The organism is Paraburkholderia sp. SARCC-3016 (assembly GCF_031119615.1).
Lineage (GTDB): Bacteria > Pseudomonadota > Gammaproteobacteria > Burkholderiales > Burkholderiaceae > Paraburkholderia.
Genome location: NZ_JAVHZD010000018.1, coordinates 77,128 through 100,862, shown reverse-complemented (window position 1 = coordinate 100,862; position 23,735 = coordinate 77,128). Strand labels below are relative to the sequence as shown.

Annotated in this window: 18 protein-coding genes, 1 tRNA gene and 2 riboswitches; of the genes, 4 read left to right on the top strand and 15 right to left on the bottom strand. The window is 64.1% G+C overall.

The annotated features are described in order from the left end of the window. Window positions 1-251: 251 nt before the first annotated feature. Window positions 252-497: a hypothetical protein gene (locus QYH69_RS19215; RefSeq protein ID WP_308833399.1), complete on the top strand. Its 246-nt coding sequence runs from the start codon at window positions 252-254 to the stop codon at window positions 495-497. A gap of 13 nt (window positions 498-510) precedes the next feature. Here the strand turns inward: QYH69_RS19215 and QYH69_RS19210 are convergent, their stop codons facing one another. The 8 genes from QYH69_RS19210 to QYH69_RS19175 all read right to left on the bottom strand — a co-directional run bounded on the left by QYH69_RS19210 (window position 511) and on the right by QYH69_RS19175 (window position 12,232). After that, window positions 511-1,425: an ABC transporter ATP-binding protein gene (locus QYH69_RS19210; protein ID WP_308833398.1), complete on the bottom strand. Its 915-nt coding sequence runs from the start codon at window positions 1,423-1,425 to the stop codon at window positions 511-513. 105 nt (window positions 1,426-1,530) lie between these two features. Next, window positions 1,531-2,634 carry an ABC transporter permease gene (locus tag QYH69_RS19205; protein WP_308833397.1) on the bottom strand — a complete coding sequence of 368 codons (1,104 nt, stop codon included), beginning with the start codon at window positions 2,632-2,634 and terminating at the stop codon, window positions 1,531-1,533. A gap of 76 nt (window positions 2,635-2,710) precedes the next feature. Continuing rightward, window positions 2,711-4,558: an allophanate hydrolase gene (gene atzF, locus QYH69_RS19200; RefSeq protein ID WP_308833396.1), complete on the bottom strand. Its 1,848-nt coding sequence runs from the start codon at window positions 4,556-4,558 to the stop codon at window positions 2,711-2,713. Then, a complete protein-coding gene (gene uca, locus QYH69_RS19195) occupies window positions 4,549-8,199 on the bottom strand; it encodes an urea carboxylase (protein WP_308833458.1) in 3,651 nt (1,216 codons plus the stop codon). The genes atzF and uca overlap by 10 nt, the downstream gene beginning before the upstream one ends. 8 nt (window positions 8,200-8,207) lie before the next feature. After that, a complete protein-coding gene (locus QYH69_RS19190; protein WP_308833395.1) occupies window positions 8,208-8,864 on the bottom strand; it encodes an urea amidolyase associated protein UAAP2 in 657 nt (218 codons plus the stop codon). Between the two features lie 11 nt (window positions 8,865-8,875). Then, a complete protein-coding gene (locus QYH69_RS19185) occupies window positions 8,876-9,631 on the bottom strand; it encodes an urea amidolyase associated protein UAAP1 (protein ID WP_308833394.1) in 756 nt (251 codons plus the stop codon). Between the two features lie 57 nt (window positions 9,632-9,688). Further along, window positions 9,689-9,821: riboswitch (guanidine-I (ykkC/yxkD leader) on the bottom strand. A 495-nt stretch (window positions 9,822-10,316) separates the two neighbouring features. Next, window positions 10,317-11,360 carry a 2-oxoglutarate and iron-dependent oxygenase domain-containing protein gene (locus tag QYH69_RS19180; protein WP_308833393.1) on the bottom strand — a complete coding sequence of 348 codons (1,044 nt, stop codon included), beginning with the start codon at window positions 11,358-11,360 and terminating at the stop codon, window positions 10,317-10,319. A 5-nt stretch (window positions 11,361-11,365) separates the two neighbouring features. Further along, window positions 11,366-12,232: a TIM barrel protein gene (locus tag QYH69_RS19175; protein WP_308833392.1), complete on the bottom strand. Its 867-nt coding sequence runs from the start codon at window positions 12,230-12,232 to the stop codon at window positions 11,366-11,368. Window positions 12,233-12,389: 157 nt separating this feature from the next. On the opposite strand from QYH69_RS19175, the gene QYH69_RS19170 reads away from it, so the two are divergent. Both QYH69_RS19170 and QYH69_RS19165 read left to right on the top strand, forming a co-directional pair. Then, on the top strand, window positions 12,390-12,764 hold the full coding sequence (locus QYH69_RS19170) for a MarR family transcriptional regulator (RefSeq protein WP_308833391.1): 375 nt from the start codon (window positions 12,390-12,392) through the stop codon (window positions 12,762-12,764). A gap of 109 nt (window positions 12,765-12,873) precedes the next feature. Further along, window positions 12,874-13,005: riboswitch (guanidine-I (ykkC/yxkD leader) on the top strand. Window positions 13,006-13,164: 159 nt separating this feature from the next. Then, window positions 13,165-14,193, top strand: a complete 1,029-nt coding sequence (locus QYH69_RS19165; protein WP_075156670.1) for an ABC transporter substrate-binding protein — start codon at window positions 13,165-13,167, stop codon at window positions 14,191-14,193. A 98-nt stretch (window positions 14,194-14,291) separates the two neighbouring features. Here the strand turns inward: QYH69_RS19165 and QYH69_RS19160 are convergent, their stop codons facing one another. From QYH69_RS19160 to QYH69_RS19140, 5 genes are all read right to left on the bottom strand, one after another. Further along, entirely contained in the window at window positions 14,292-17,399 is a 3,108-nt protein-coding gene (locus tag QYH69_RS19160; RefSeq protein ID WP_308833390.1) for an EAL domain-containing protein, read from the bottom strand. Continuing rightward, a complete protein-coding gene (locus QYH69_RS19155) occupies window positions 17,396-18,169 on the bottom strand; it encodes a transporter substrate-binding domain-containing protein (protein ID WP_308833389.1) in 774 nt (257 codons plus the stop codon). The genes QYH69_RS19160 and QYH69_RS19155 overlap by 4 nt, the downstream gene beginning before the upstream one ends. A gap of 410 nt (window positions 18,170-18,579) precedes the next feature. Continuing rightward, window positions 18,580-19,710 carry an alpha/beta fold hydrolase gene (locus QYH69_RS19150; RefSeq protein WP_308833388.1) on the bottom strand — a complete coding sequence of 377 codons (1,131 nt, stop codon included), beginning with the start codon at window positions 19,708-19,710 and terminating at the stop codon, window positions 18,580-18,582. Between the two features lie 162 nt (window positions 19,711-19,872). Beyond that, on the bottom strand, window positions 19,873-21,495 hold the full coding sequence (locus QYH69_RS19145) for an ATP-binding protein (protein WP_308833387.1): 1,623 nt from the start codon (window positions 21,493-21,495) through the stop codon (window positions 19,873-19,875). Between the two features lie 79 nt (window positions 21,496-21,574). Next, window positions 21,575-22,267, bottom strand: coding sequence for an esterase (locus QYH69_RS19140; protein WP_308833386.1), 693 nt, complete (start codon window positions 22,265-22,267; stop codon window positions 21,575-21,577). 313 nt (window positions 22,268-22,580) lie between these two features. Here QYH69_RS19140 and QYH69_RS19135 point away from each other — a divergent pair. Beyond that, window positions 22,581-22,657 (top strand) — tRNA-Pro (locus QYH69_RS19135). Between the two features lie 125 nt (window positions 22,658-22,782). Here QYH69_RS19135 and QYH69_RS19130 read toward each other — a convergent pair. Both QYH69_RS19130 and QYH69_RS19125 read right to left on the bottom strand, forming a co-directional pair. Further along, window positions 22,783-23,181: a MerR family transcriptional regulator gene (locus QYH69_RS19130; RefSeq protein ID WP_075156665.1), complete on the bottom strand. Its 399-nt coding sequence runs from the start codon at window positions 23,179-23,181 to the stop codon at window positions 22,783-22,785. A gap of 69 nt (window positions 23,182-23,250) precedes the next feature. Beyond that, on the bottom strand, window positions 23,251-23,661 hold the full coding sequence (locus QYH69_RS19125; RefSeq protein ID WP_308833385.1) for an integration host factor subunit alpha: 411 nt from the start codon (window positions 23,659-23,661) through the stop codon (window positions 23,251-23,253). Between the last annotated feature and the right edge of the window lie 74 nt (window positions 23,662-23,735).

The following is a 23,735-nucleotide window of genomic DNA, read 5'->3' as shown; positions in this document are numbered from 1 at the left end:
AACTCTTAACCGAACCTTAAAGCGCACACCTGACTATCCGGAATGCAACACGCGGTTTTTTGCCGCCAGATAATGGGGATTTATCAGACACCGGTCATCGGCAGACGATTTCGTCGGCGTTTTGCGACGCTGCGGCGATCGCGGCGCGGACGAACGTGCGGGAAGCGCGCAGGACGGCATGCGCGCGCCTGCCTATCATGATGAGAGGGCGATCCGCCGCACAACCGGCAAATAGGGACCGGAGAACATCCATGCAGAACCCTGCTCTGTTTCACGTCCTGCTCGACCACCTCGAGTCGATCGGCGCGCCGCCGCCCGACATCGAGCGCTACGTCGACCGCTGGCACCGGCTGAGGTCGCACGAAGCATTTCCGTGCCCGGTCTGCTTTCTGGCGGGAGAAGAGCAGCCGCTCGTACTGCATGCGGCGCAGGGCGAATATATGCCGGTCGAATGTCCGGGTTGCCGGACACGCTTCGAAGTACCGATCGAAGACTAACGATCGCCGGCTGTCATTCGACGTTGTCCGATATATCGGTCATCCGGACCATATGCGGCTTCACGCCGTCGTCTTCGGCGTCGCTCGCGGCGATCGGCGGATGGATCAGCGCTTCGAGCCGCGCCCTCGTTGCAATGAATTCGGCGGAAGTGGACTGCGCAAGATCGCGCGGCCTCGGCACCGGCACTTCGATCAGTTCCTGCACTTCGCCGGGGTTCGCCTTCAGCACGAGAATGCGGTCCGCGAGAAAGATGGCTTCGTCGAGATCGTGCGTGATGAACAGCACCGTCACGTCGATATTGCGCCAGATGTCGAGCAGATGCGCCTGCATCTTCGCGCGCGTTTGCGCATCGAGCGCGCCGAACGGCTCGTCCATCAGCAGAATGCGCGGCCGGTTCGCGAGTGCGCGCGCAATCGCGACGCGCTGTTTCATGCCGCCCGACAACTGATGCGGATAGACGTCGGCGAATTTCGCGAGGCCGACGAGATCGAGCCATTGCAGTGCCTCGCGCTCGGCCTGGGTGCGGCCGAGACCGTTCATCTTCAGGCCGAACATCACGTTATTCTTGACCGTGAGCCACGGGAACAGCGTGTAGCCCTGAAACACCATCCCGCGGTCGGCGCCGGGCCCGTCGACGGGTTTGCCGTCGAGCAGCACGTCACCGCTCGTTTGCCGCTCGAGCCCTGCGAGAATGCGGATCAGCGTCGACTTGCCGCAGCCCGACGGCCCGATCACGCAGACGAATTCGCGGCGGTGCGTCTGGAAGCTGATGTTGTCGAGCGCGACGTGTTCGCCGTGCGAGGTCGGGAAACACTTGCCGAGATTGCGCACGTCGAGAATCACGTCGCGCGCTTTGAGACGGTCGAAACGCGCACGCACCGCGTCGGACTGCAACAGATAGGACGGAACCGGTTGCGGATTCAACATGATGAATTCCTGTGGCTAGGCATGGGGACGGACTGCTTGCGAGGCGGATCGAATCGGGCCTTGCGCGCCTGCTCGTGCACTTTCCGGCAGGCTCGTTTCGCGCATTTACGCCTTGAGCGTGCGGTCCCACGGAAACAGTTTGCGGCCGAAATACGCGAGCACGAGATCCGAGCCGAGGCCGATGATGCCGATCATCATGATCGCCGCGTACACGTTGTCGAAGTGTTCATAGCGCGCCTGCTGCGTGATGTACCACGTGATGCCCGAACTCGTGCCGACGAGTTCCGCGACGATCAGATAGGTCCACGCCCAGCCGAGCAGAATGCGCTGATCGCGATACAGGTCCGGCAGGATGCCCGGAATCACCACATGCGTGAGCAGCTTCAGCTTCTTCGTGCCGAGCGTCATCGCGGCTTCGAACAGTGCGTAGTCGAGCTTGCGCGTCGTGTTCGCGACGATCAGCACCTGCTGGAAGAACGTGCCGATCACGATGATCGCGATTTTCGGCCCGTCATAGATGCCGAGCACCGCGACCATCAGCGCGCCGAACGCGGGCGCCGGCAGATAGCGGAAGAACTCGATAAACGGCTCCTGCAGCCGCGCGAGCGCGCTATACGTGCCGCACACGATGCCAAGCGGCACGCCGATCGCCGACGAAATCACGAAGCCCCAGAAAATCACCTGAATGCTGTGCCACAGGCTTTCATGCAGCCACGGGGCATCGCGCGAGGCGGGCGGCGTCGTAAATGCCGTATAGAACGCGCGCAGCACCTCATGCGGCGCCGGCAGGTAGACCGGATTCACTGCGATGCCGGTCGGCAGCGCCGCATGTTTCGCGCGCGCGGTTTGCAGTTCGTCGTTGAAGGTCGCCTTGTCGATGCGCATGCCGGGCTGAAAATAATCGACGCTGCCGGGGTTCTCGATCAGCATTTGCGGATGCCAGACGAACGGCACATAGCTGACGATGCACCAGACCAGAAGCGGCAGCACGAACGAGCCGATGCCGAGCGTCCAGCGGCTTTTCGTCGACAGTTCGCGGCGCACCGCGAACCAGTCGGTCCCGGAGCGTGGCCTCGCGCGCGGCCTCGTGACCGGCGGCGCAACAGAGGTCGCAAGCGGGGTTGCAGCGGCGTTTTCGCCGGCATTTGCATGGGCGCTTGCAACGGCGCTCGCATTGCCATGCGCGGCAACCTGTGCATCGGCTGTCATCCGATTCTCCTTGCGGTGCTCGACCGTCGAGGCGGCGTCGAGCGAGGAAGGACCGCGCGCGTGGCGCGGAACGTGTTCATCGTGCGGCAAGGCTTGCGCGGTACGCGCGCCAGCCGCCGAACGCCGTGATGTCATCCGCGCCGTCGAGCGCACTCGTCTCGCACACGAAGCCCTGCACGGCGCTGCCGTCGGCGAGCGTCAGCGTGCCGATGCCAAGCGGCGCCGGTATGAGCGCGACGAAACTGCCGTAGGCGGCAAGCGGCATCTCCCACACCTCGACGGCGATCGATGCACCATCGTCGCGTACGCGAATGAGACCGGGCTTCGCGACACCGCCGCTTGCCGCGGCGGGCAGCGCGTAGAGCCGGTAGGCGGGCGCCGTGGCCGTCGCTTCGATCAGGCGCGCGCCGCGTTCGGTCAGTTGCGTATTGAGCGGCTCGCCACGCAGATGTGCGCCGACCACGGCGACGCGGATCGAGTCGGAAGACGCAGCCGCGACCATTGCCGGCCTCGGAGTTTCGACTTCTTCGCCGAGCCATGCATAGGCAAGCCGCAGCAACTCCGCGTCCTCGTGCGCGCGTGCGACGAACGTCACGCCGAACGGCAACCCGCTGTGTGCGCCGACCGTGCAGACGCCGGCCGGCACCGCGAGTGCGGACAGATCGAGCAGATTCACGAAGTTCGTGTAATAGCCGAAGCGCGAATTGACGCCAATCGGGTCCGCTTCGAGTTCGTCGACGGTTGCCGTCGTCGCGGACGTCGGCATGAAGATCGCGTCGATCCGTTGCCATACCGTGTCGGCGCGCAAGCGCAGTTCGGCGAGCCTGTCCTGCGCGGCGAACAGATCCGCGGCGCTCCACTTCGCCGCGCCGCCGACGATCGTGCGAATCACCGGATGCAATGCGTCCGCGTGCTGCTCGAAGAACGGCTTGATGGCGGCAAGCCGCTCGGCGACGAACGGGCCTTCGTAGAGCAGACGCGCGGTGTCGAGAAACGGTTCGAAGTCGATCTCGACTACCTGCGCGCCGGCCTCGCGCAAACGCGCGAGTGCCGCTTCGAACGCGTGCGCATACGACGCGTCGCCGAAGAATTCGAGCTGCGCCGCGCGCGGCACGCCGAAGCGCACACCGCGAAGCGTCGTCGCGCAATCGCCCGACGCAGCCGGCTTCGGCGGCGGCGGCGTCCACGCACGCGCATACGGGTCGCCGTCGGCCGTGCCGCGCGCCACATCGAATACCTGCTGCGCGTCATGCGCCGTATGCGCAAAGATCGACACGCAATCGAGCGACTTGCACGCGGGCACGACACCAAGCGTGCTCAGCACACCCTTCGTCGGCTTCAAACCGACGAGCCCATGAAACGCCGCCGGCACGCGGCCCGAGCCGGCCGTATCGGTGCCGAGCGAAAACGCGGCGAGCCCGAGCGCCACCGCCACCGCGGAACCGGAACTCGAACCGCCCGACGCATAGCGCGGATCGAGCGCATTGCGGCAGGCGCCGTGCGGCGAGCGTTGCCCCGACAAACCGGTCGCGAACTGGTCGAGGTTGGTCTTGCCGACCGGAATCGCACCGGCCGCGATCAGCCGCTCGACGACCGCCGCACTCTTGTGCGGCGTGTACGCGTAGGCCGGGCAGCCCGCCGTGGTCGGCACACCGGCCAGATCGATGTTGTCCTTGATGGCGAACGGAATGCCGTACAGCGGCAGCGAAGCCGGATCCTTGTCCGCCAGCGCTTCGGCGTAGCGCATCATTTCGCCGCGCGTGAGCGGCCGGATCCAGACGCGATGCGGATCGTCGCCGGCCGTACGCGCGGCGATCATATCGACGACCTGCGCCGGCGTCAGCGTGCGCGCGCGATAGCTCGCCTGCAGCGACGCAATCGTCGGCAATGCTTGCGGTACAGCGGATTGCGTGATTACTTGCACACGACCTCCTCGATAGCATCGGCCGCGACGGCACTCTTCACCGTCATCAGCCGCTGGCCGGCGACGACCGCCGCGCCTTCCGCGCAATCGATCGTCTCGATCACGCCGTCGTCGGACGCTTCCACCGACACTTCCATTTTCATCGACTCGACGATCGCCACGACCTGCCCCGCCGTAACGCGCTCGCCCGTGCTGACGAGCAGTTTCCAGACGCTGCCCGACACGTCGGCGACGATGCCGCGCACGCCGTCGGCAAGTACGTCGGCCGCACTCGCCGCGCCGCTTGCGCCGCTTGCGCCTTGCGCATCGCCGCCGCCCGGCTCGCCGACATATTCGGCCGTGCCCGCCGCGCGCCAACGCTCGCGCTCGGCCTCGAAGGCCGCCTGCTGCGACGTCTTGAAGGCGGCGATCGATTGAGCTTCGTCGCGCAGGAAGCGGTTGTACGCGCCAAGATCGAACATCGACTCCTCGATTTTCAGGCTCGCGCGCCCGGCGACGAAATCGGCGCGCAGTTCGGTCAGTTCCGCTTCGCTGACCTCGTAGAAGCGGATCTCGTCGAAGAAGCGCAGCAGCCACGGCTTGCCCGCCGTGAACTCGCGCGTGGTCCGATAGCGGTTCCACATCTGCACGGTGCGCCCGACGAACTGATAGCCGCCCGGGCCTTCCATACCGTACACGCACAGATACGCACCGCCGATGCCGACCGCGTTCTCGGGCGTCCACGTGCGCGCGGGGTTGTACTTCGTCGTGACGAGCCGATGGCGCGGATCGAGCGGCGTCGCGACCGGCGCGCCGAGATAGACGTCGCCGAGACCCATCACGAGATAGCGTGCGTCGAACACGATGCGCTTCACGTCGTCGATACTCGCGAGCCCGTTGATGCGGCGAATGAACTCGATATTGCTCGGGCACCACGGCGCATCGGGGCGCACCGACTGCATATAGCGCTCGATCGCGACACGCGTCGACGGGTCGTCCCACGACAGCGGCAAATGAACGATGCGGTTCGGCACGCGCATGCCGTCGATCGCGGGCAACGCCGATTCGGCGCGCTGCACATGCTCGAGCAGCCGCGCGCGCGACAGCACGCGCGGCTCGAAGTGCACCTGCAGCGAGCGGATGCCCGGCGTCAGATCGACGATACCGGGCAGGCGGTGCTCGTCGAGCCAGTGCATCAACGCATGCACGCGAAAGCGCAGGTTCAGATCGAGCACGAGCGGGCCATATTCGATCAGCAGGTTGCGATCGCCCGATTGCCGGTAGACGACGCCGATGCCGTCGCCTGCCGTCGCGTCGCGATGAAGCACGCAGGCGTTAGCGTGAACCGCAGCCGGCGAAGCGTGCGATACGTGCGACCCGGGCGATACGTGCGATGCGGGCAACGCGCTCGACTGCTCAGCGGGCGCAAAGCGCACCGTATCGCCGGGCCGCAACTGGCCGAGCTTCCATAACTCGTCGGCAATCACCGTGACCGGGCAAACGAAGCCGCCGAGGCTCGGGCCGTCCGGTCCGAGGATCACCGGCATATCGCCGGTGAAATCGACCGCGCCGATCGCGTAGGCGTTGTCGTGAATGTTCGACGGATGCAGGCCCGCTTCGCCGCCGTCGCGGCGCGCCCATTTCGGCGCGGGACCGATGAGCCGCACGCCCGTGCGGCTCGAGTTGTAGTGCACGGTCCAGCTCGTGCCGTACAGCATCGCGATGTCGTCGGGCGTGAAGAAATCGGGCGCGCCATGCGGACCGTTCAGCACGCGCAGCGTCCAGTCGTGGGTCAGCGCAGGCATCCGGGCGGGGTCGAGTGCGGCACCGTGCTCGCCCTCGCCTGCATCGCTGGCCAGATGCAGCACATCGCCCTTGCGCAACGCGCGGCCCGCATGCCCGCCGAACTGGCCGAGGGTGAAGGTCGCCTTGCTGCCGAGATAATCGGGCACCTGCAGCCCGCCTTTGATCGCCAGACACGCACGCACGCCGGCGCCGGTCACGCCGCCGAGCTTCAGCACGGCGCCGGGCGCCGCGCGCAGCACGCGCCAGAACGACGCCGGCGCGCCGTCGAGCGTCGCGGCAAGCGTCGCGCCGCCGAGTACGAAAAGCGCCGCCGTATTGAAGCGCAGCGTCGCGCCGACCATCGTGAATTCGAGGCCCGCCGCATCGGGCGCATTGCCGAGCAATTCGTTCGCGAGCGAAAACGACCGGTCGTCCATCGGACCCGACGGCGGCACGCCGATATCCCAGTAGCCGAGCCGGCCGGGCAATTGCTGGACCGTCGTCTGCACGCCGCCGTCGAGCACGTCGATCGTATGCGGGGCGAACATGAAGCGCGACAGGAACGCGGTGGTTTGCGCGCCGCGCGCGAATGTGTCGGAACCGACTACCGCGCGCAGATAGTCGAGGTTCGTCTCGATACCGTAGAGCTGCGTGTTTTCCAGCGCGTCGCGAAGCGCGGCGAGCGCGGTCTCGCGCGTCGCGCCTTTGACGATCAGCTTCGCGAGCAGCGGATCGTAGAACGCGCTGACTTCGGTGCCCGCGTCGACCCACGTATCGACGCGCGCGTCTTTCGCAAACTCGACATGGGTCAGCGTCCCCGCACTGGGCTGGAACTGCTTGTGCGGATCCTCCGCATAAAGGCGTACCTGAATGCTCGCGCCGCTCGCAGCGGGCGCAATCGACGCGAGCGCGGGCAATGCGCCCTCGGCCTGACGGATCATCCATTCGACCAGGTCGACACCGGTCACTTCTTCCGTCACGCAATGCTCGACCTGCAGCCGCGTATTGACTTCAAGAAAATAGAAGCGGCGTGCATGCGCGTCGAACACGAATTCGACGGTGCCGGCCGACTCGTAGCCGACCGCCTGCGCGAGCCGCACCGCGCTTTCATGCAGCGTGGCGCGCTCGCCGGCGGCGAGTCCCGGCGCGGGCGTCTCCTCGATCACCTTCTGGTTGCGCCGCTGCACCGAGCAGTCGCGCTCGCCCAGTGCAATCACATTGCCGCGGCCGTCGCCGAAGATCTGCACTTCGATATGTCGCGCGTGTTCGACGAACTTCTCGACATACACACCCGCGTTCGCGAAGTTCGCCTCGCCGAGACGCACCACCGATGCGAACGCCGCTTCGAGTTCCTGCGCGCTGCGGCACAGCGACATGCCGATGCCGCCGCCGCCCGCAGTGCTTTTCAACATCACCGGGTAGCCGATCGAGGCGGCTTCCGCGAGCGCCGCGGCGACATCGGGCAGCAGGCCGGTGCCCGGCAGCAGCGCCACGTCGTTCGATCGCGCGAGTTCGCGTGCCGTATGCTTGAGACCGAATGCGCGCATCTGTTCCGCGCGCGGACCGATAAAGCGGATGCCCGCGTCCTCGCACGCCTGCGCAAATGCGGCGTTTTCGGACAGGAATCCGTAGCCCGGATGCACCGCTTGCGCGCCCGTTGCGCGCGCCGCATCGAGTATCGCGTCGACATTCAGATAACTGGCGGCCGCCGCGGCCGGCCCGATACAGACGGCTTCGTCGGCCAGCATCACATGCATCGCGTGGCGGTCCGCTTCCGAGTACACGGCGACCGACGCGATATTCAGACGCCTGAGCGTGCGAATCACGCGGCACGCGATTTCGCCGCGATTCGCGACGAGCACCTTCGAGAAGCGCAACGCCTCACTCATTGCGCCTCCCAGATCGAGAGCCGCACGGGCGTTGGGTTATAGCCGTTGCACGGGTTGTTCAATTGCGGACAGTTCGAGATCAGCACCGTCACGTCCATCTCCGCACGCATTTCGACATATTTGCCGGGCGCCGAAATACCGTCTTCGAAGGTCAGTTGCCCAAGCGGCGTGACCGGCACGTTCATGAAGAAGTTGATATTGCCGACGATGTCGCGCTTCGTCAGATGCGCGCCGGCGCCGCACGTGCAATGCGTGATCGCATGCAGGAAGGTGTCGCGGCAGTTGTGCATATGGCGCTTGTCGAGCGCATAGCGCACGGTGTTGCTTTCGGCCGCGCACGCGCCGCCGAGCGTATCGTGCCGGCCGCAGGTGTCGGCGACGATCGTCAGCATCGGGTTGCCGAGGTTCGACATCAGCACGCTGCCCGCGCCAAGATAGAGGTTCAGCTGTTTGCGTATCGTGTCCTGCGCGCTGTAGCGTTCGAGCGGATCGGCGCTGCTGTAGAACAGCGTATCGACGGCCTGATTGCCTTCGAGATCGAGAATCCGGAAGATCTGCCCGCGCTTCACTTCGTGCAGCCACGGCTCGCCGGCCGGCAGCGTGAGATCGTAGAGCGCGTCGCGCGTATCGAGTGTGCTTTCGATGATGTTCATGGCGGCGCTCCTTATACGAAAAGTCGTTCGGTGTTGGTAAAGCCGCGCTCGTTTTCCGCGCAGTGCGCGCGGCACGCGTCGTCGGACGGCACGACGGCATCGCCCGGATACGCGCGGTAGGCGATCAGCTTCACCGCTTTGGGCCGATACTCGGGCGCCGGATCGAGCGGATGCGGCGCGCTCGAAAACGCAACCAGTGTGTTCATTTCGAAACGCAGATCGACCGCATCGCCGGCGCGCGAATGATTCGCGACGAAACTCAGGGAGCCGTCGTCGCCGGTCGCAAGCTTGCTGAAGAAATTGACGTTCGCGACGAGGTCGCGCGTGCCGAGCCCGTACTTCGCAAGTTCGAGCAGCAGGCTGTCGCGGCCGTTGCGGATCATCGCGTTGCGATGCTCCTGGTAGCGTGCGACACCGTATTTCTGCGCGAACAGGCGGGCGTCGCCCACGCCGCCGATCGGATCGTGCCAGCCGAGCGTATCGGCGGTGATCGATGCGAGCACCCGGCCCATATCGGAATACAGCACGTGGCCGCGCGTCAGGTGCGCTGTGTGTTGCGCCTTCAGCGTATCGGCCATGTTGTAGCGCTCGAGCGGATCTTCCTGACGATGGAACACGGCCGCGAGATTCGCGCCGCCTTCGGTGTCGACGATGCGCAGCGCGAGGCCGCGGCGCAGGACGCCGGACCAGTGCGTGCCGGCAGGGATCACGGTTTCCCACAGCGGATGCGGGACCGGTGCGAGGTCGACGGGGGGATTCGACGGCATGGAGGCTCCTTTGAAGCGAGAGGGATAGGCGTGAGAGGGGCGACGAACGACATCGCGACCTCCCGGGCTTTTGTCCCTCCGTGGAGCCTCGCCGGCGCCTTCGTACAAGGTGGGCGGCAAGACCGGATTGCTCTCGGACCAGGCATCGTGCGGCGCATGCGGCACGACCGGAACCCTAGCGATCCTGAAGATGATGCAAATTGCTTCGCACCTCTCGCCGTGCGTTTAAGCGAGTACCGTGCCAACGGCTCACTGGTTGTCGAGAAATGCGCACGCGCGTGCTCGCTACCGCATCGGGATGCTTCGGGACGCTGCGCGGGTACGCGGCCCCTTTGTGCTCCCGACAGTTCGCGACAGTGCGCGATGGCGCGCGGCTCGCCCTGACGCGGGGCGCTCGCGCACCAATCGAAGGCGAATGCGCGCCATGTTCGGGCGCGCGCCGTCGGCGCGTCGCGGCGGTCATTGACGCATCGTTACTCGACGCGGGTTTTAGCGCAGTTCGGAAAATGGCATAGCCGTTGCTCTAACGACGACACACGCCCACTTCCACCCGCCCGCCATGCCGCTTCTGATTTCCGTTCGCCGCGCGCTCTATACGCTCTTTTCGGTGCGCTTCATCGAGATGCAAAAGAAACGCGCGACGCCGCGGTAAGCACACGCGCGCTGTGTCGCTACTGCACCGCCGCTACCGCGCCGCATTACGCGCTTCCTGTCCGAAGCTCGACAATTGCATCGAACCGTCGGGCAATGTCAGTTCGCCGCGTTCGAGGCGCTGCTTCAGATAGGTGAAACTCTGCGCGGTCTGTGCAAACAGATGGTCGCCTGCCGCCACGGGCGGAAACTTCGCGCACGCGTCCGAGGTGGCGAACTGCGGTAGCGGCGCAACCACGGTATGGTAGTCGCAGGCGAAAAACAGCGGAAACGAGTAGCGCTCCCGGGTCACCTTGCGCACGCGGTGCGATGTCGCGACGTACGTGCCACCGGTCCATACCTCGAGCATGTCGCCGATGTTGACGATAAACGCGTCTTCGATCGGCGGGGCATCGATCCACCGGCCGTCGCCGTTCATGACCTCGAGGCCCGGCGCGGTCGGCAGCAGGATCGTGAAGCATTCGTAGTCGGTATGCGCGCCGATGCCGGGCGCGTCCTCGGCCGACGCGTCGAACGGGTAATGAACGAGCCGCAACTGGCTCGGCGGCTTGTGCAGATACGCGTCGAAGTGCGTCTCGGGCAAGCCGAGCGCGAGCGCGAAGCCGCGGAAAATACGTCGCCCCAGATCGAAAGCCGCACCGTAGTAGCCGCTGATCGCTTCGCGAAAGCCCGCTTGATCGGGCCACACGTTCGGACCGAGCATCGGCGTGCCGGCCTTGACGTCGGGATCGTCGAGCGGAAGGTCGCGGCCCGTGTCGAACGCTTCTTTCCTGTCGCGCTTGCCTCCCGCAAACACCTCCTCGCCCTCGGGCACGTAACCGCGATGTGCGGTCGACTGGCCGATGTAGTAGCGCATCTTCCACGCGTGCGGCGCCGCGAAGAAACGCTGCGCGTGTTCGACCAGCGCGGTCTGCAGCGCACGGCCGACCCGATGGTTCGTCACGTAGAAGAAGCCCGCGTCGCGGGCCGCGCGATCGAGCGAGCGGGCCGTGGCAAGCCGCTCGCCCGCATCCTCGCTATACAGGCCGCCGACGTCGACTATCGGCAAGACGCCGAAACCGGTATGGGTGCGCGTCATTGTGATCACCGTGTTGTCGGGTATGCGTTGCGTTGTGCGAGAAACTCCGCGAAATGACGTTGTTCCTCGCGGCCCATCCATGTGTTGATTTCCCAGAGATCGGCGACCGGTGCGTCCGTAAACGGCAGCGTATGCAGATAGCGGTCGGGGCCGAATTCGGGCGTCATGGTGGTTTCCGTGTAGCCGCTGGCAAGCTGCGCATTCCACAGCAACTCCCAGATACGGCGATGCGACGCGAGGCAGTCCGCGTACTCGGGCGCGGCCGGATGCGGTACCTGCGGGCCTTGCGGATAACCGACGCGCCCATGCACGTGATGCGCATGCGGCGCGAGTTCGACGAGCGTGTCCCACTCGCTATCGAGCAGCCTTTCGCAGACCACCGCCCAGTGACTGAAGTCGCAGGTCAGCTTCAGTTGCGGCACCGCGCGCACGACATCGCGCGTGATCCACGGATTGAAGAACGAGCGGCTGCGGTGGGTTTCGAAGCTGCAGATCACGCCGTGCTTTGCTTCGAGTTCGAGCGCGCGTGCGAAGAAATCGATTTGCATCGGCGCGGACCACGCATCGCAGCCTGCGATCACATTGCAAAAGCGCGGCCGCAAAGGCTTTGCCCAGATCAGCTTCGCCTCGAGATCGCGCAGATGATCGTCAGGGGTCGCGCTGCGCTCGGGTACGTAGCTACCGGCGGTGGTGATTTCCGCGATGAAGTCGAGCCCCTCGTCGGCCAACGCGCGCGCGAAGTCGTCGCGCGCCGTTTCGACGGCCGGCACCTGCGCCTCGATGCCGTCGAACTTCGCCGCTCTTACGAGTGCGCCGGCCTCGCGCGGGCCTCCGGCGAATCCCCAGAACGTCTTGAATAGCGCGAACCGCATCGCCGTCCTTTTTATATGCAAAATTGCATGCAATACTACATGTTAAACACGACGCGTCAAAAAACATTTGCGGCGTCGGCGCATGCCGCGACGGCGCGCCCGTTTCGCGGGCCTGTTCGCACGTAAACTGTGCACGTCTCCTTGTGCTGGTGAATCGATGAAAAAGAAAATAGCCCGGACCAAAGCGCAGGCCGTCGCGCGTGCAATCCTCGACATGGACTTCGAGTGGTCCGCGCAATTCGGCGAGTTGGGGCTCGCCGACCTCAACTACAGCGATCTGTTCTGCCAGATGTGGGCCGACCCGCACGAGCAGTTCGCCAAGACCGCGCTTTACGATTTCATGCCGGGCGTAAGCCGCCGGACAGCGGTCCGTTATGTGCAGCAACTGATCGATGCGGGCTGGCTCAGCGAAACGAGCGCTGCGCATGATCGCCGCATCAAGCATGTGCGGTTAGCCGCGGCGATCGAGGAGCGGCTCGAACAGTTCCTTGCATTCGTCCATCATCGCTTCTCGACGCTCGATCGCTCGTAAGCAACGCGACGCGACATCCTTTCGCCGGCGGAAGCGTATGCGCAAATGCCGATATCGCCTGGCATGCTTCTGGCTTCGCGCAACACCCGAGAGGTGCGGCACCGTCGCATCTTAGGGATGCTAGGGTTCCGGTTCGTCACACGAACGTCTGGTCCGAGAGCAGCCCGGTGCGCCCGCGAAGCGAATCCGCAGTCGATGCTTCACAGGCCGCACTACACGGCGGGACAAAAGCCCGGGAGATCCGCGATGGCGACGATAACGGCCGCCGTCGTGCCTCTCCGTGGCCGGTCCCATGCACATCAGGAAACCGGTCATGACGCCGGCACGCACACCGAAGCTCGTGTGCGCCGCTTGCGCGTTTCATTTCGATAACACTTCACCCGGTCTCCTGGAGCACACAATGAAAGCATTCGAATACGCACGCGCTCAACTTCTTGCGTCCCGTACGCTGCGGCGCGGCCTTGCCGGCGCCGCAGCGGCATTCGCGGTCGGCCTGACGTCGGCGTCGGCGCAGGCGGCCGCGCCGCTCAAAATCGGTTACAGCGACTGGCCGGGCTGGGTGCTGTTCCAGGTCGCGATCGACAAGGGCTGGTTCAAGCAGGAAAACGTCGACGTCGATTTCGAGTGGTTCGATTACTCGGCGTCGCTCGATGCATTCTCGGCGGGCAAGCTCGACGGCGTCGGCGCGACGAACGGCGACGCGCTCGTGACCGGGGCAAGCGGTGCGAAGAACGTGATGATTCTGCTGACCGACTATTCGAGCGGCAACGACATGCTCGTCGCGAAGCCGTCGGCGAAAACGGTCGAGGCCTTGAAAGGCAAGAAGGTCGGCGTCGAGGTCGGGCTCGTCGATCACCTGCTGCTCGATACGGCGCTCGCGAAGCACGGCATGAAAGAGTCGGATGTGACGCTCGTCAACGCGAAGACCAACGAATTGCCGCAAGTGCTTGCGTCGTCGCAGGACATCGCGGCGATCGGCGCATGGCAACCGAGTGCCGGCGAAGCATTGAAACGCGTACCGGGCTCGCGTCCGATCTTCACGTCGGCGGATGCGCCGGGGCTCATCTACGACGCGATCACCGTCAATCCGGCAAGCCTCGCATCGCGCAAGGCGGACTGGGCCAAAGTGCTCAAGGTCTGGTACCGGTGCGTGGCCTACGTGAACGACCCGAAAACGCAGGCCGACGCAGTGAAGATCATGTCGGCGCGCGTCGGCCTTACGCCGGCGCAGTATCTGCCCTTGCTGAAGGGCACGCATCTGCTCGATGCGGCGGCGGCGAAGAAGGCGTTCGTCAAGGGCGACGGCCTCGATTCGATCTACGGGTCGAGCGCGAACGCGGACAAATTCAACGTGCGCAATGCCGTCTACAAGCAGCCGCAGGATGTGAACGCGTATATCGATCCGTCGTTGGCGAACGCGGCGCAGTGATGCGCAGTGGTGATTTGCGCGTGCTGACACGGAACCGGCACGCGACCCGGGCGAGGCCGTAGTCCGGCAGGGCGGCAGACGATCGCTGCCCTTCCCCGTCACGCCATCGGCTGCGCGGCGAAACTGCCCGCGAATGCCTCGAATCCTTCAACCGGCAGCGGCCGGCAGAAGTAATACCCCTGATACGCATGACACCCGGCGCCCGCGAGAAAATCGCGTTGCGCTTCGGTTTCGACGCCTTCGGCGATCACCCCGAGACCGAGGCTCTGCGCGAGCGCGACGATCGTGCGCGCGATCACGGCATCGTTCGAATCGACGAGGATGTCGCGCACAAACGACCGGTCGATCTTCAGCTGATCGAGCGGCAAACGCTTCAGATACGACAGCGACGAATAGCCGATGCCGAAGTCGTCGAGCGAGAACACCACGCCTTCGGCCTTTAGTGCGGCCATCTTCCCGATGATGTCCTGCACGTTATCGACGAGCACGCTCTCGGTCAGTTCCAGCTTGAGGCGGCGCGGATTGGCACCGGTGCGCTCGAGCACGTCGAGCACTCTTTCCACGAAGCGCGGTTCGCGGAACTGCTGGGCGCTGACGTTGACCGCGACCGTCAGATGCGCCATGCCCGGGTGCGTGGCCCACTGCGCGAGCTGCAGGCACGCGGTTTCGAGCACCTTGTCGCCAAGCGCCAGAATAAGCCCCGTCTCTTCGGCCAGCGGGATGAAATCGGCCGGCGCGACAATGCCGCGCTCCGGATGTTGCCAGCGCACGAGCGCTTCGGCGCCGGTCACGCGGTCGCCGTCGCCGACCTGCGCCTGGTAGTGGACGAGAAACTGGTCTTCGTCGATCGCGCGCCGCAGTGCCGCCTCGAGCGCCGCGCGTTCGACCACGACCGTCTGCATCGCCGGGTCGAAGAAGCACATCGCATTGCGGCCGCGCTCCTTGCATTTGTACATGGCGAGGTCGGCCTGCTTCAGCAGTTCGTCGATCGACGCCTCGTGCCCCTGGAACACGGTCGCGCCGATACTCGCACTCGTGCGGTAGTCGACGCCTTCGAGCTGACAGGCGCCTGCGAGCACCGAGAGAATCAATTCGCCGATCGCTTCGGTCTGGCTCGCGGCCTCGTCGCGCGAGGCGCTCAGACTGCCGAGCACGATCACGAATTCGTCGCCGCCGACGCGCGCCACCGTGTCGCCTTCGCGCGCGCAGCCTGACAGACGCCCCGCGACCTGCTGCAGCAGCAGATCGCCCTTGTCGTGGCCGAGCGTATCGTTGAGCGTCTTGAAGTTGTCGAGATCGAGAAAGAGCAGCGCGCCGCACGTGCCGGTCTGCGCGCTAACCGCAATCGCCTGCCGCAAGCGGTCCCACAGCAGCCGGCGGTTCGGCAGCCGCGTCAGCGCATCGAAGAACGCCAGCTCCTTGATCCGCTCTTCGGCGATCTTGCGCTCGGTGATGTCGTGATGCGTGCCGACGTAATGCGTGACCGCGCCGTTCTCGCCGGTCACCGCAGTGATCGTCAGCCATTTCGGGTAGATCTCGCCGTTCTTGCGGCGGTCCCAGATCTCGCCCTGCCAGCCGCCGTCGCGATGAATCGTGTCCCACATCTCGCGATAGAACGCCTTGTCGTGCCGCCCCGACTGCAACATGCGCGGCGTGCGCCCGACCACTTCCTCGACGGTGTAGCCTGTGCATTCCGTGAAGGCCGAGTTCACGCGCAGGATCGTGCCGTCGGCGTCGGTCACCATCATCCCTTCGAGCGATTCGAACGCGACCGCCGCGATGCGCAACTCTTCTTCGAACCGCTTGCGCTCGGTAATGTCGCGGCCGCTCATGCGAAAACCGGTAAGCAGGCCCTTGGCATCGTAGATCGGCACCCACGATGCCGACAGCCAGATCAGCGCACCATCCTTGCGGACGCAACGAAATTCGAGGTCGCCGCCGCGCAACCCCTGACGCCCTTTCAGCAACTCGGGTGCGACGCGCGGCATGTCGTCCGGATGAATCAGCGTGCCGGCGAAGTCGTGCATCGCCATGCATTCGTCGACGCTATAGCCCGTGTATTCCAGGACCGACGGGTTGATCCAGCGCGGCTTGCCGTCCGGGCCCCACCATACCTCGAGGTTCACCGTGCAGTCCGCTATCGCCCGGAACTTCTCTTCGCTTTCGCGCAATTCGCGCGTCATCGTCGAGGCGAGCCGCATCGCACGGCTGCGGCCCGTCACCATGAACCATGCAAGCAGCGCGAGCAGCACCGAGAGGCCTCCGCCCGTGCTCGCGATGAGCCATTCGGCATTGCGGCCGAAGCGGGCCACGAAGCGATCCTGCGCGGCAAGCGAGAGCGTCCAGTCGTGCCCGTCGACGACCAGATACTCGTGCGCCGAAAGGTCCGACGGCACGTGGCGCGCCTGTTGATCCGACGAGCGGTACAGCAGCGTCGCGGCCGACGGTTCGACGCCGTCGTAGATCGCAAGCGACAGGCCGGGCGGCTCCTCACCGTACAGGCTCGCCACCACGTCGTGCATGCGGAACGACGCGTAGACCCAGCCAAGCAGATGCGCGCGGCGCTCGGCGACCGTGTCGAGCGGCTGGCCTTGCCGGTAGACGGGCAGATACATGACGAAACCGGGCTGGTTCTGTTTGTCGCGATCGGCCGCCAGCGTGACCTTGCCCGAAATCGTCGCGAGCCCCGAATCGCGCGCCTTTTCCAGCGCATCGCGGCGCACCGCGCTTGCCCATGAGTCGAAGCCGATCACGGTATACCGGCTCTCGTTAAACGGCAGACGCTCGATGATCGGCGCATAACTGTCGCGTCGGCCTGCGGGCACGATCGCATAGCTGGCGCCGGCGGCGTTGTGCATCAGCGTCAGATGGCCGGCCAGATCGGCTTGCGGGACCCATTGGATCAGCCCGATCGCCTGCATGCCGGCGAGATTCGCATCGGTGTTGACCGCTTTGACGTAATCGCGAAAGCGCGCGCGATCGAGCGTATTGGTCGCGATGAAAAGACCCTGCACGCCACGCAGCATCTGCTCGTACGACGCCATGCGCTGTTCGATGCGGCTCACGGCGTCGCCGAGCGCGTACGTGAACTGCGAACGCAGTTCGTGCTGCGAAGCATGGCGCTCGTGATCCCATACTGTCCACGTCAACATCAACGCGGAGCACAGAATGACGAGCGGAATCAGGATGAGGCGCGCCCGGTTCACGGCGGCGGCATCTGGAAATCGACCATGGAATCCGCCAAGTCGGGTTTGAAGTACTTGCGGAAAATCCGCCGCACAGTGCCGTCGGCGCGCATCGCGTCGACGAGCGCGCGCCACTTTTCGCGTTGCTTTGCCGACAGCGCCTTCTTCGACATGATGAGGCCGTGAGGCACTGCCGGATCGTTGAATTCGATGATGGTCGTCACGTCGCGGATTTTCTTTTCGTCGATCGCCGGATAGTCGAACGGCTCGATAATCATGCCCTGTATGCGCTTCAGGATCAGCGCCTGATAGAGCGGCTCGAGCCCACCCGCCAGGCTAACACGGTTTTCGGCAGTCAGCGTGTCGACGAGACGGTTGGCCGAGTCGCTATAGCGAAAGCTGCGGATCGCGCCGAGCTGGAAACGGTCGTCGCGCTCGAAGTCGGACAGTGCGTGAATACCGGCGTCCTTGCGCACGAGAAGATAATACTTGTCGCTGAAGTACCACGCGAACGATGCGTACTGGTTGCGCTCTTCGTCCGTGATGCCGGACAGACTGAAATCGAGCGCGCCCGATTCGATGAGCTTCCAGATGCGCGCGCGCGACATCAGGCTCACGCGGATCTCGCAGCCGCTGCGGCGCGCGAGTTCGTCGGCAAAATCCTTGTCGATGCCGGAATCGGTATCGGGCGAATAAAGCAGCCCATGGTCGTGCAGTGCGAGCGTAAACGGTCGCGTGCAGTCGGGACCGTCGGCGGCGCTTGCGTCGCCGATGCCAAGCGCGAGAAGCACGCCGAATTGCAGACTGATTCGCAGGCCTGGAAGGAGGCCTGAAAGCAGGCCTGAAAGCAGGCCTGGAAGCAGGCTAGCTAGGACTTGCCGTATCACTGGGCCTCCGGCGCGGGAAATCGGTCAGATAGCGTGATTCTGCGGACGCTCGACAACGGCCATGCGGGCGGACCGTCGGTCAGCGGACGCCTCTTCGACAGATCTCAGGTAGAGCCGGCTCGCGTGGTCAGTCTCCCACGATCATGCGAACCGTTGCTCGTGCACACGAGACATGCCGATGTGCTGCGGCGTGCTGCATCGCGGCCCGCCGCAGTGTCCATCTTAATTCCCCCCATAGTCTGTTATCGGCAACCATTCGCGAATCCTGAAGAGCCGTTCCTCTAATTCAGAATGGATACCGGGTTGTTGCACGGTCAGCCGGGGTGCTTTTGCGCGGCGACTTTGGTCAGGAAAGCGCCGATCTCGCGGTTCTGGAAATCGACCTCCGGTTGCGTAACGCCGGCCGCCGAAAAATGACCGGACGGCCAGCGCGGCTCGATCGATTCGAATTGTGCACCGTGCACGTAGCGTGCGACTTCAAGCGCCTCCGGCTCCGGATTCAGCAGATCGCCGACGCCCGCCAGCACCAGCATGCGCGCGCGGATCGAACGCAGCGCGTGATGGTAGTCGCCGTTGAAGCCCGGCGTCGTGCCGAGGTCGTGCGCATCGTAGGCCCAGGTCTGGTAGATCCAGTTGCGCGCATCGAAGTTTTTCCAGGCGCTGTCTTCAGTCTTGCGTAACCACTGCGCGGCTTCGTTCTGTGTGGCGTCGCCGTCAGCCACGGTGTTCTTCATCAACTCCGGCGTGCGCGTGATCAGCGCAAGCGTACCGGCCCAGAGCCGCATCCCCTGTTCCGGCTCCGTTCCCTGACGATAATGGCCGTCGTCCCACGCGGGGTCGCTCGTGATTTCCTGGCGCGTCAGTTCGAGCACCGTCTTCGTCCATGGCGGCGTGCGGCCGAGCGGCACGATCGGCACGAGCGCATCCATCATGTCGGGGTGGCTTACGCCCCACTGCAGCGTCTGCATACCGCCCATCGATGCGCCGATCACCGCGAACAGATGCGTAATGCCGAACTTGCCGGTGACGAGCCGGTACTGCGACTCGACCATGTCGCGGATCGCGAAGCGCGGAAACGCCATGCCGGGCTGCTTCACGCTGTTCGACGGCGACGTGGTGAGGCCGTTGCCGATCGCATCGGTCGTGATGATGAAGTAGCGGTTCGTGTCGAGCGCCTTGCCTGGTCCGATCAGGTAGTCGAGACGATGGTGCGTGCCGCTGATCGCCGTCACCATCAGAATCGCGTTCGATTTGTCCGCGTTGAGCGTGCCGTAGGTTTCGTACGAGATCGAGAAGTCGTCGATCGACTGCCCGCTCTCGAGCGGCAGATCGCCTTCCGCATAGCTGCCGGTCTGGCCGCCGGCCGGCTGCGGCATCTGCGCGTGTACGGCACCGTTTAGTCCAGCGATGGTTGCGAATACAAACAAATGGCGTGCGAAACGCATGCGTGTGTCTCCGTTCCTGTGGGGTATTTGACATCGATGTCAGACGCTCGAAAGCCGCCTCGTCGACGGCCTCGCGGATTGTCCCATTCGATGCGTTTGTGTGCAGGACGGCGGTCAATGCGCAGGTTAGGCGGCGCGCGGCACGCGCGGGCGTGCGCTTGGTTATGGGTGTCCGCGGAACAGCGCGCACAGGCGAAACACGTCTTCGCTGATCGGCAGTTGCCTCGCCTTGCAGTAGCGCGTCGCGAGCTTCAGCAGTTCCTTGATGTCGCGACCGCTTGCCTTCGGGTAGCGAACTGTCAGTTCTTCGATCAGCGCGTCGTCGAGATCGGCGCCGAACTGCTCGGCCAGCAGTTTCCACAACAACGTCGCGTCGGCTTTCGACGGTATTTCATAGTGGATTGTCGCGATGCAGCGCGACAGGATCGCGTCGTCGACGTCGCCGATGCGGTTGGTCGTCATGAACATGAGGCCGTTGAAGTACTCGAGCGTGCGCAGGAACTCGGCGACGATCGCGTTGTGCTCGAGATCGTTGTCGCGGCGGCGGATATAGACGTCGGCTTCGTCGAGCAGCAGGATCGCGTCCCAGCGCATCGCGCGGCGCAGCACGCCGGTCAGGGCCGCGCCGACCGATGCGGCCGTCGTGCCGAGCTGCCCCGAATGCACGCGGTACAGCGGCTTGCCCACGACTTCCGAATAGATCTCGGCCGTCAGTGTCTTGCCGAGACCCGGCGCGCCCTGGCACAGAATGGTCGTGCCGCCCGACTTGCCCGAGACGAAATCCTGCACGAGCACGTCGAGGTCCGACGTGAGGATGTCGATCAGATCGCGGTGGTCGCCGGGCAATACGAGCTTGTCGCGCAGTTCGGGCTGGTAGCGATACTCGGTCAGATGCTGCACATGCGCCCAGACGTTCTTGTGCCATTCGAGATGGAACAGGTGTACGTAGCAATGCAGCGGAATTCTGTCGAAGCCCGTTTCGATGCCGGCATTGCGCCAGAAACTCGGATCGCAGGTCATCTCGAAACGGCGTTCGAGCCGCTCTTCATCGTTGACGCACTTCGCTGTCACGCCGTCGACAATCCGTGCGAGTTCGGGCGTTCCCTTCGCATCGATCGCAAACACCGCCTTCGTGACGAGAAACTGCTTGCCGAAGCGGCGCTGGTATTGCAGGAAACGCTGTGCGTGCTGTTCGTATTCACGCCGAAACTCCGCGCATTCCTTGTAGAAGCCGAACTCGGCGAGCAGCTCGGGAATCGTGCGGTCGACGATGTCGCTGCGGTTCAACATCAACGACGTCGTCATCCCGGAGCGACGCTTGCTGTAGTCGGTCTGCTCCGAATTGGCCGACTGCATCGTGTTCGCTACCATGTCGACGACGACATACGGGTTGCCCTGCTCCGGCTCGACGTAGCGCATGCGATGCACGAGCCAGGGCAACAGCGTGCCGTCCTTGTTGCGGCGATAGAGCCACCCGTCGATCGCATCGCGCGACAGATACGCGATAAGGCCCGGCACGAGCTGATCGAGCGACGGAATCACGCGCGCGTGCGGCGCATTGTAGATGCCGTCGAGCGCGAGCATCTGGAACATGAGTCCGCGATCCTCCTGCATCTTGCTCAGCGTGTACAGCGAGTTCAGCGACTGCGCATCGAAGAGCTTGCTCGAGACGATCATGTTGCCGTGACAGATACCGTGCGCTTCGAGTTGCCTCGCAAGCGGCGAACCGGCTCCGATCAGGCCGAGCAGCGGGTGAATCAGCGATTCCGGTATTTCAAAGTCCATTAGTGTGTCTCCCGAACGCGAGTTCGTGCGCGCTTGTGAGCGCTCGTGCGCCGTGGTGCACGCTCGCGATCGCTGTTTGTCATGCTGTGCGCTGCTGCAGAAAGAACGCTACCGCGCGTTCGACGACCGGCGGCTGTATCGCATGCAGTCCGTTGAACTCGACATATTCGACGTCGTAGCCCGCGGCCTTGAGCTTCGCCGCGTTCGCACGGCCGCTCGACGCGATCGGCAACTGCTCGTCTTCGAGGCCATGCGCGATCAACACCTTTGGTGCGCCTTCCTGGATGAAGATCGAAAAGAAGCCGCCCGAAAATGCAATCACGTGGCTCGCGATATCGCCGTTCGTGATACCGATCGACAGCGCGTAGCTTGCGCCATCGGAAAATCCCGCGAACGCCAGATGGCGACGGTCGACGCGATAGCGCGAAGTGACTTCGGTCAGGGCCTGATGCAGCCGCTCGAGGTCGGGGCCATTGCCGCCGATCACGATGTCCCAGGTCGGATAGGTCGAATGCGGTGCGAGCACGAGAAAGCGGTGTTGCTGCGCGTGTGGCTCGATGAAGGGCAGCACTTTCTCCGGGAAACCGCCCGCGCCGTGGAACATGATAAAGAGCGGGACGGGGGTGCTGCTTTCGCTCAGCCCGTCGGGCACGAAGAGTACAGCGTCGCGGTCTTCGGCAAGGCCAAGGCGGTGACGCCCCGGTGGCAGCGGGCCTCTGGACGGATCGGCATGCGTGAACGAGAGACGGCCTAGCAACGACGGATCGAGCATGGGAAACCTGAACAGGGACAGAGCTGATATATGATATATCAGGCATCGAAAGGATGGTGCGAAAAGCGGTCAGGCTCGGTGTTTACGCCAAGGTCCGATGGGGTCGTCCAAACGAGGTGTCGACGGTCGCTGATCGATGCGGCGGCAGTCGCGATTCACCGATGCTCTCGCACGAGAGTGTCTGAACCTGGGTCGAGCTTGACAGCATTGCTCAAGATCGAGTTCGGCATGCGGCACTCACGTTCAAAGAATCAATTTTGACGTACGCAAGTGATGCTCACCGCGGCCCGTGTCTGTTATACTTGCCAGCTTTCGGGGCGTAGCGCAGCCTGGTAGCGTACCTGCATGGGGTGCAGGTGGTCGGAGGTTCAAATCCTCTCGCCCCGACCAGACAAAAAAACCCGCGTCAGCCAAAAAGCTGTCGCGGGTTTTTGTTTGCCTATCAGCATCGAAGCAACATCGAGAAGACATCGAAGCAACATCGAGATGGCATTGCGACACCATCGGGATGCAATTCAATGCCCGAGCAGATCGATCACGTGCAGCAACTCCTTGCGCAACTGATCGACATCGACAGTCGCCATCGACTGCGTAACGACGGGTGCTTCAGCCTCTTCGCGTTCATCCGCTTCGCGTTGCGCGCCGCCATGCGAATCCAGACGATTGCGCGCGCCGTTGATCGTGAAGCCCTGCTCATAGAGCAACTCGCGAATCCGGCGAATCAGCAGTACTTCATGATGCTGGTAGTACCGACGATTGCCGCGCCGCTTGACCGGCCGCAACTGCGTGAACTCCTGCTCCCAGTAGCGCAACACATGCGGCTTCACGCCGCAGAGTTCGCTCACTTCGCCAATCGTGAAGTAGCGCTTGGCGGGAATCGGAGGCAAGACGACTTTTTCGATCGTCGCTGTCATCGTCAGTTAGCCGTCGTGGTGGGTTGCGCAGGAACGCGCGCGTCTCGATTATTATCGATCAGCTATCGATCAGCGCGTGAGGCTTGCCTCGGCGCCGTTTTCAACGATCGCCTTCAGCTTCTGGCTTGCATGAAACGTGACGACGCGGCGCGCGGCAATCGGAATTGCCTCGCCGGTCTTCGGATTGCGTCCGGGGCGCTGCGGCTTGTCGCGCAACTGAAAATTGCCGAAGCCCGACAGCTTCACACTGTCGCCGCCTTCGAGCGCGTCGCGAATCACTTCGAAGAACGCTTCGACCATGTCCTTCGCTTCGCGCTTGTTGAGCCCGACATTGTCGAACAGCAACTCGGCAAGTTCGGCCTTCGTCAGCGTCGGCGTCTCGGCCGACGCGCCGGCAGATGATGTCGGAATATCGCGAATCATGGCGCCACGTTGCGCCGTAAGAAGGGCTTCGAAATCACTCGAGTTCATTTCATTCATATCTATCAAATGGCGCGCAAACTGAAACGGGGAGTGCGGAAACAGGCGAAAACAAGCGGGAAAAAGCAGGAAAA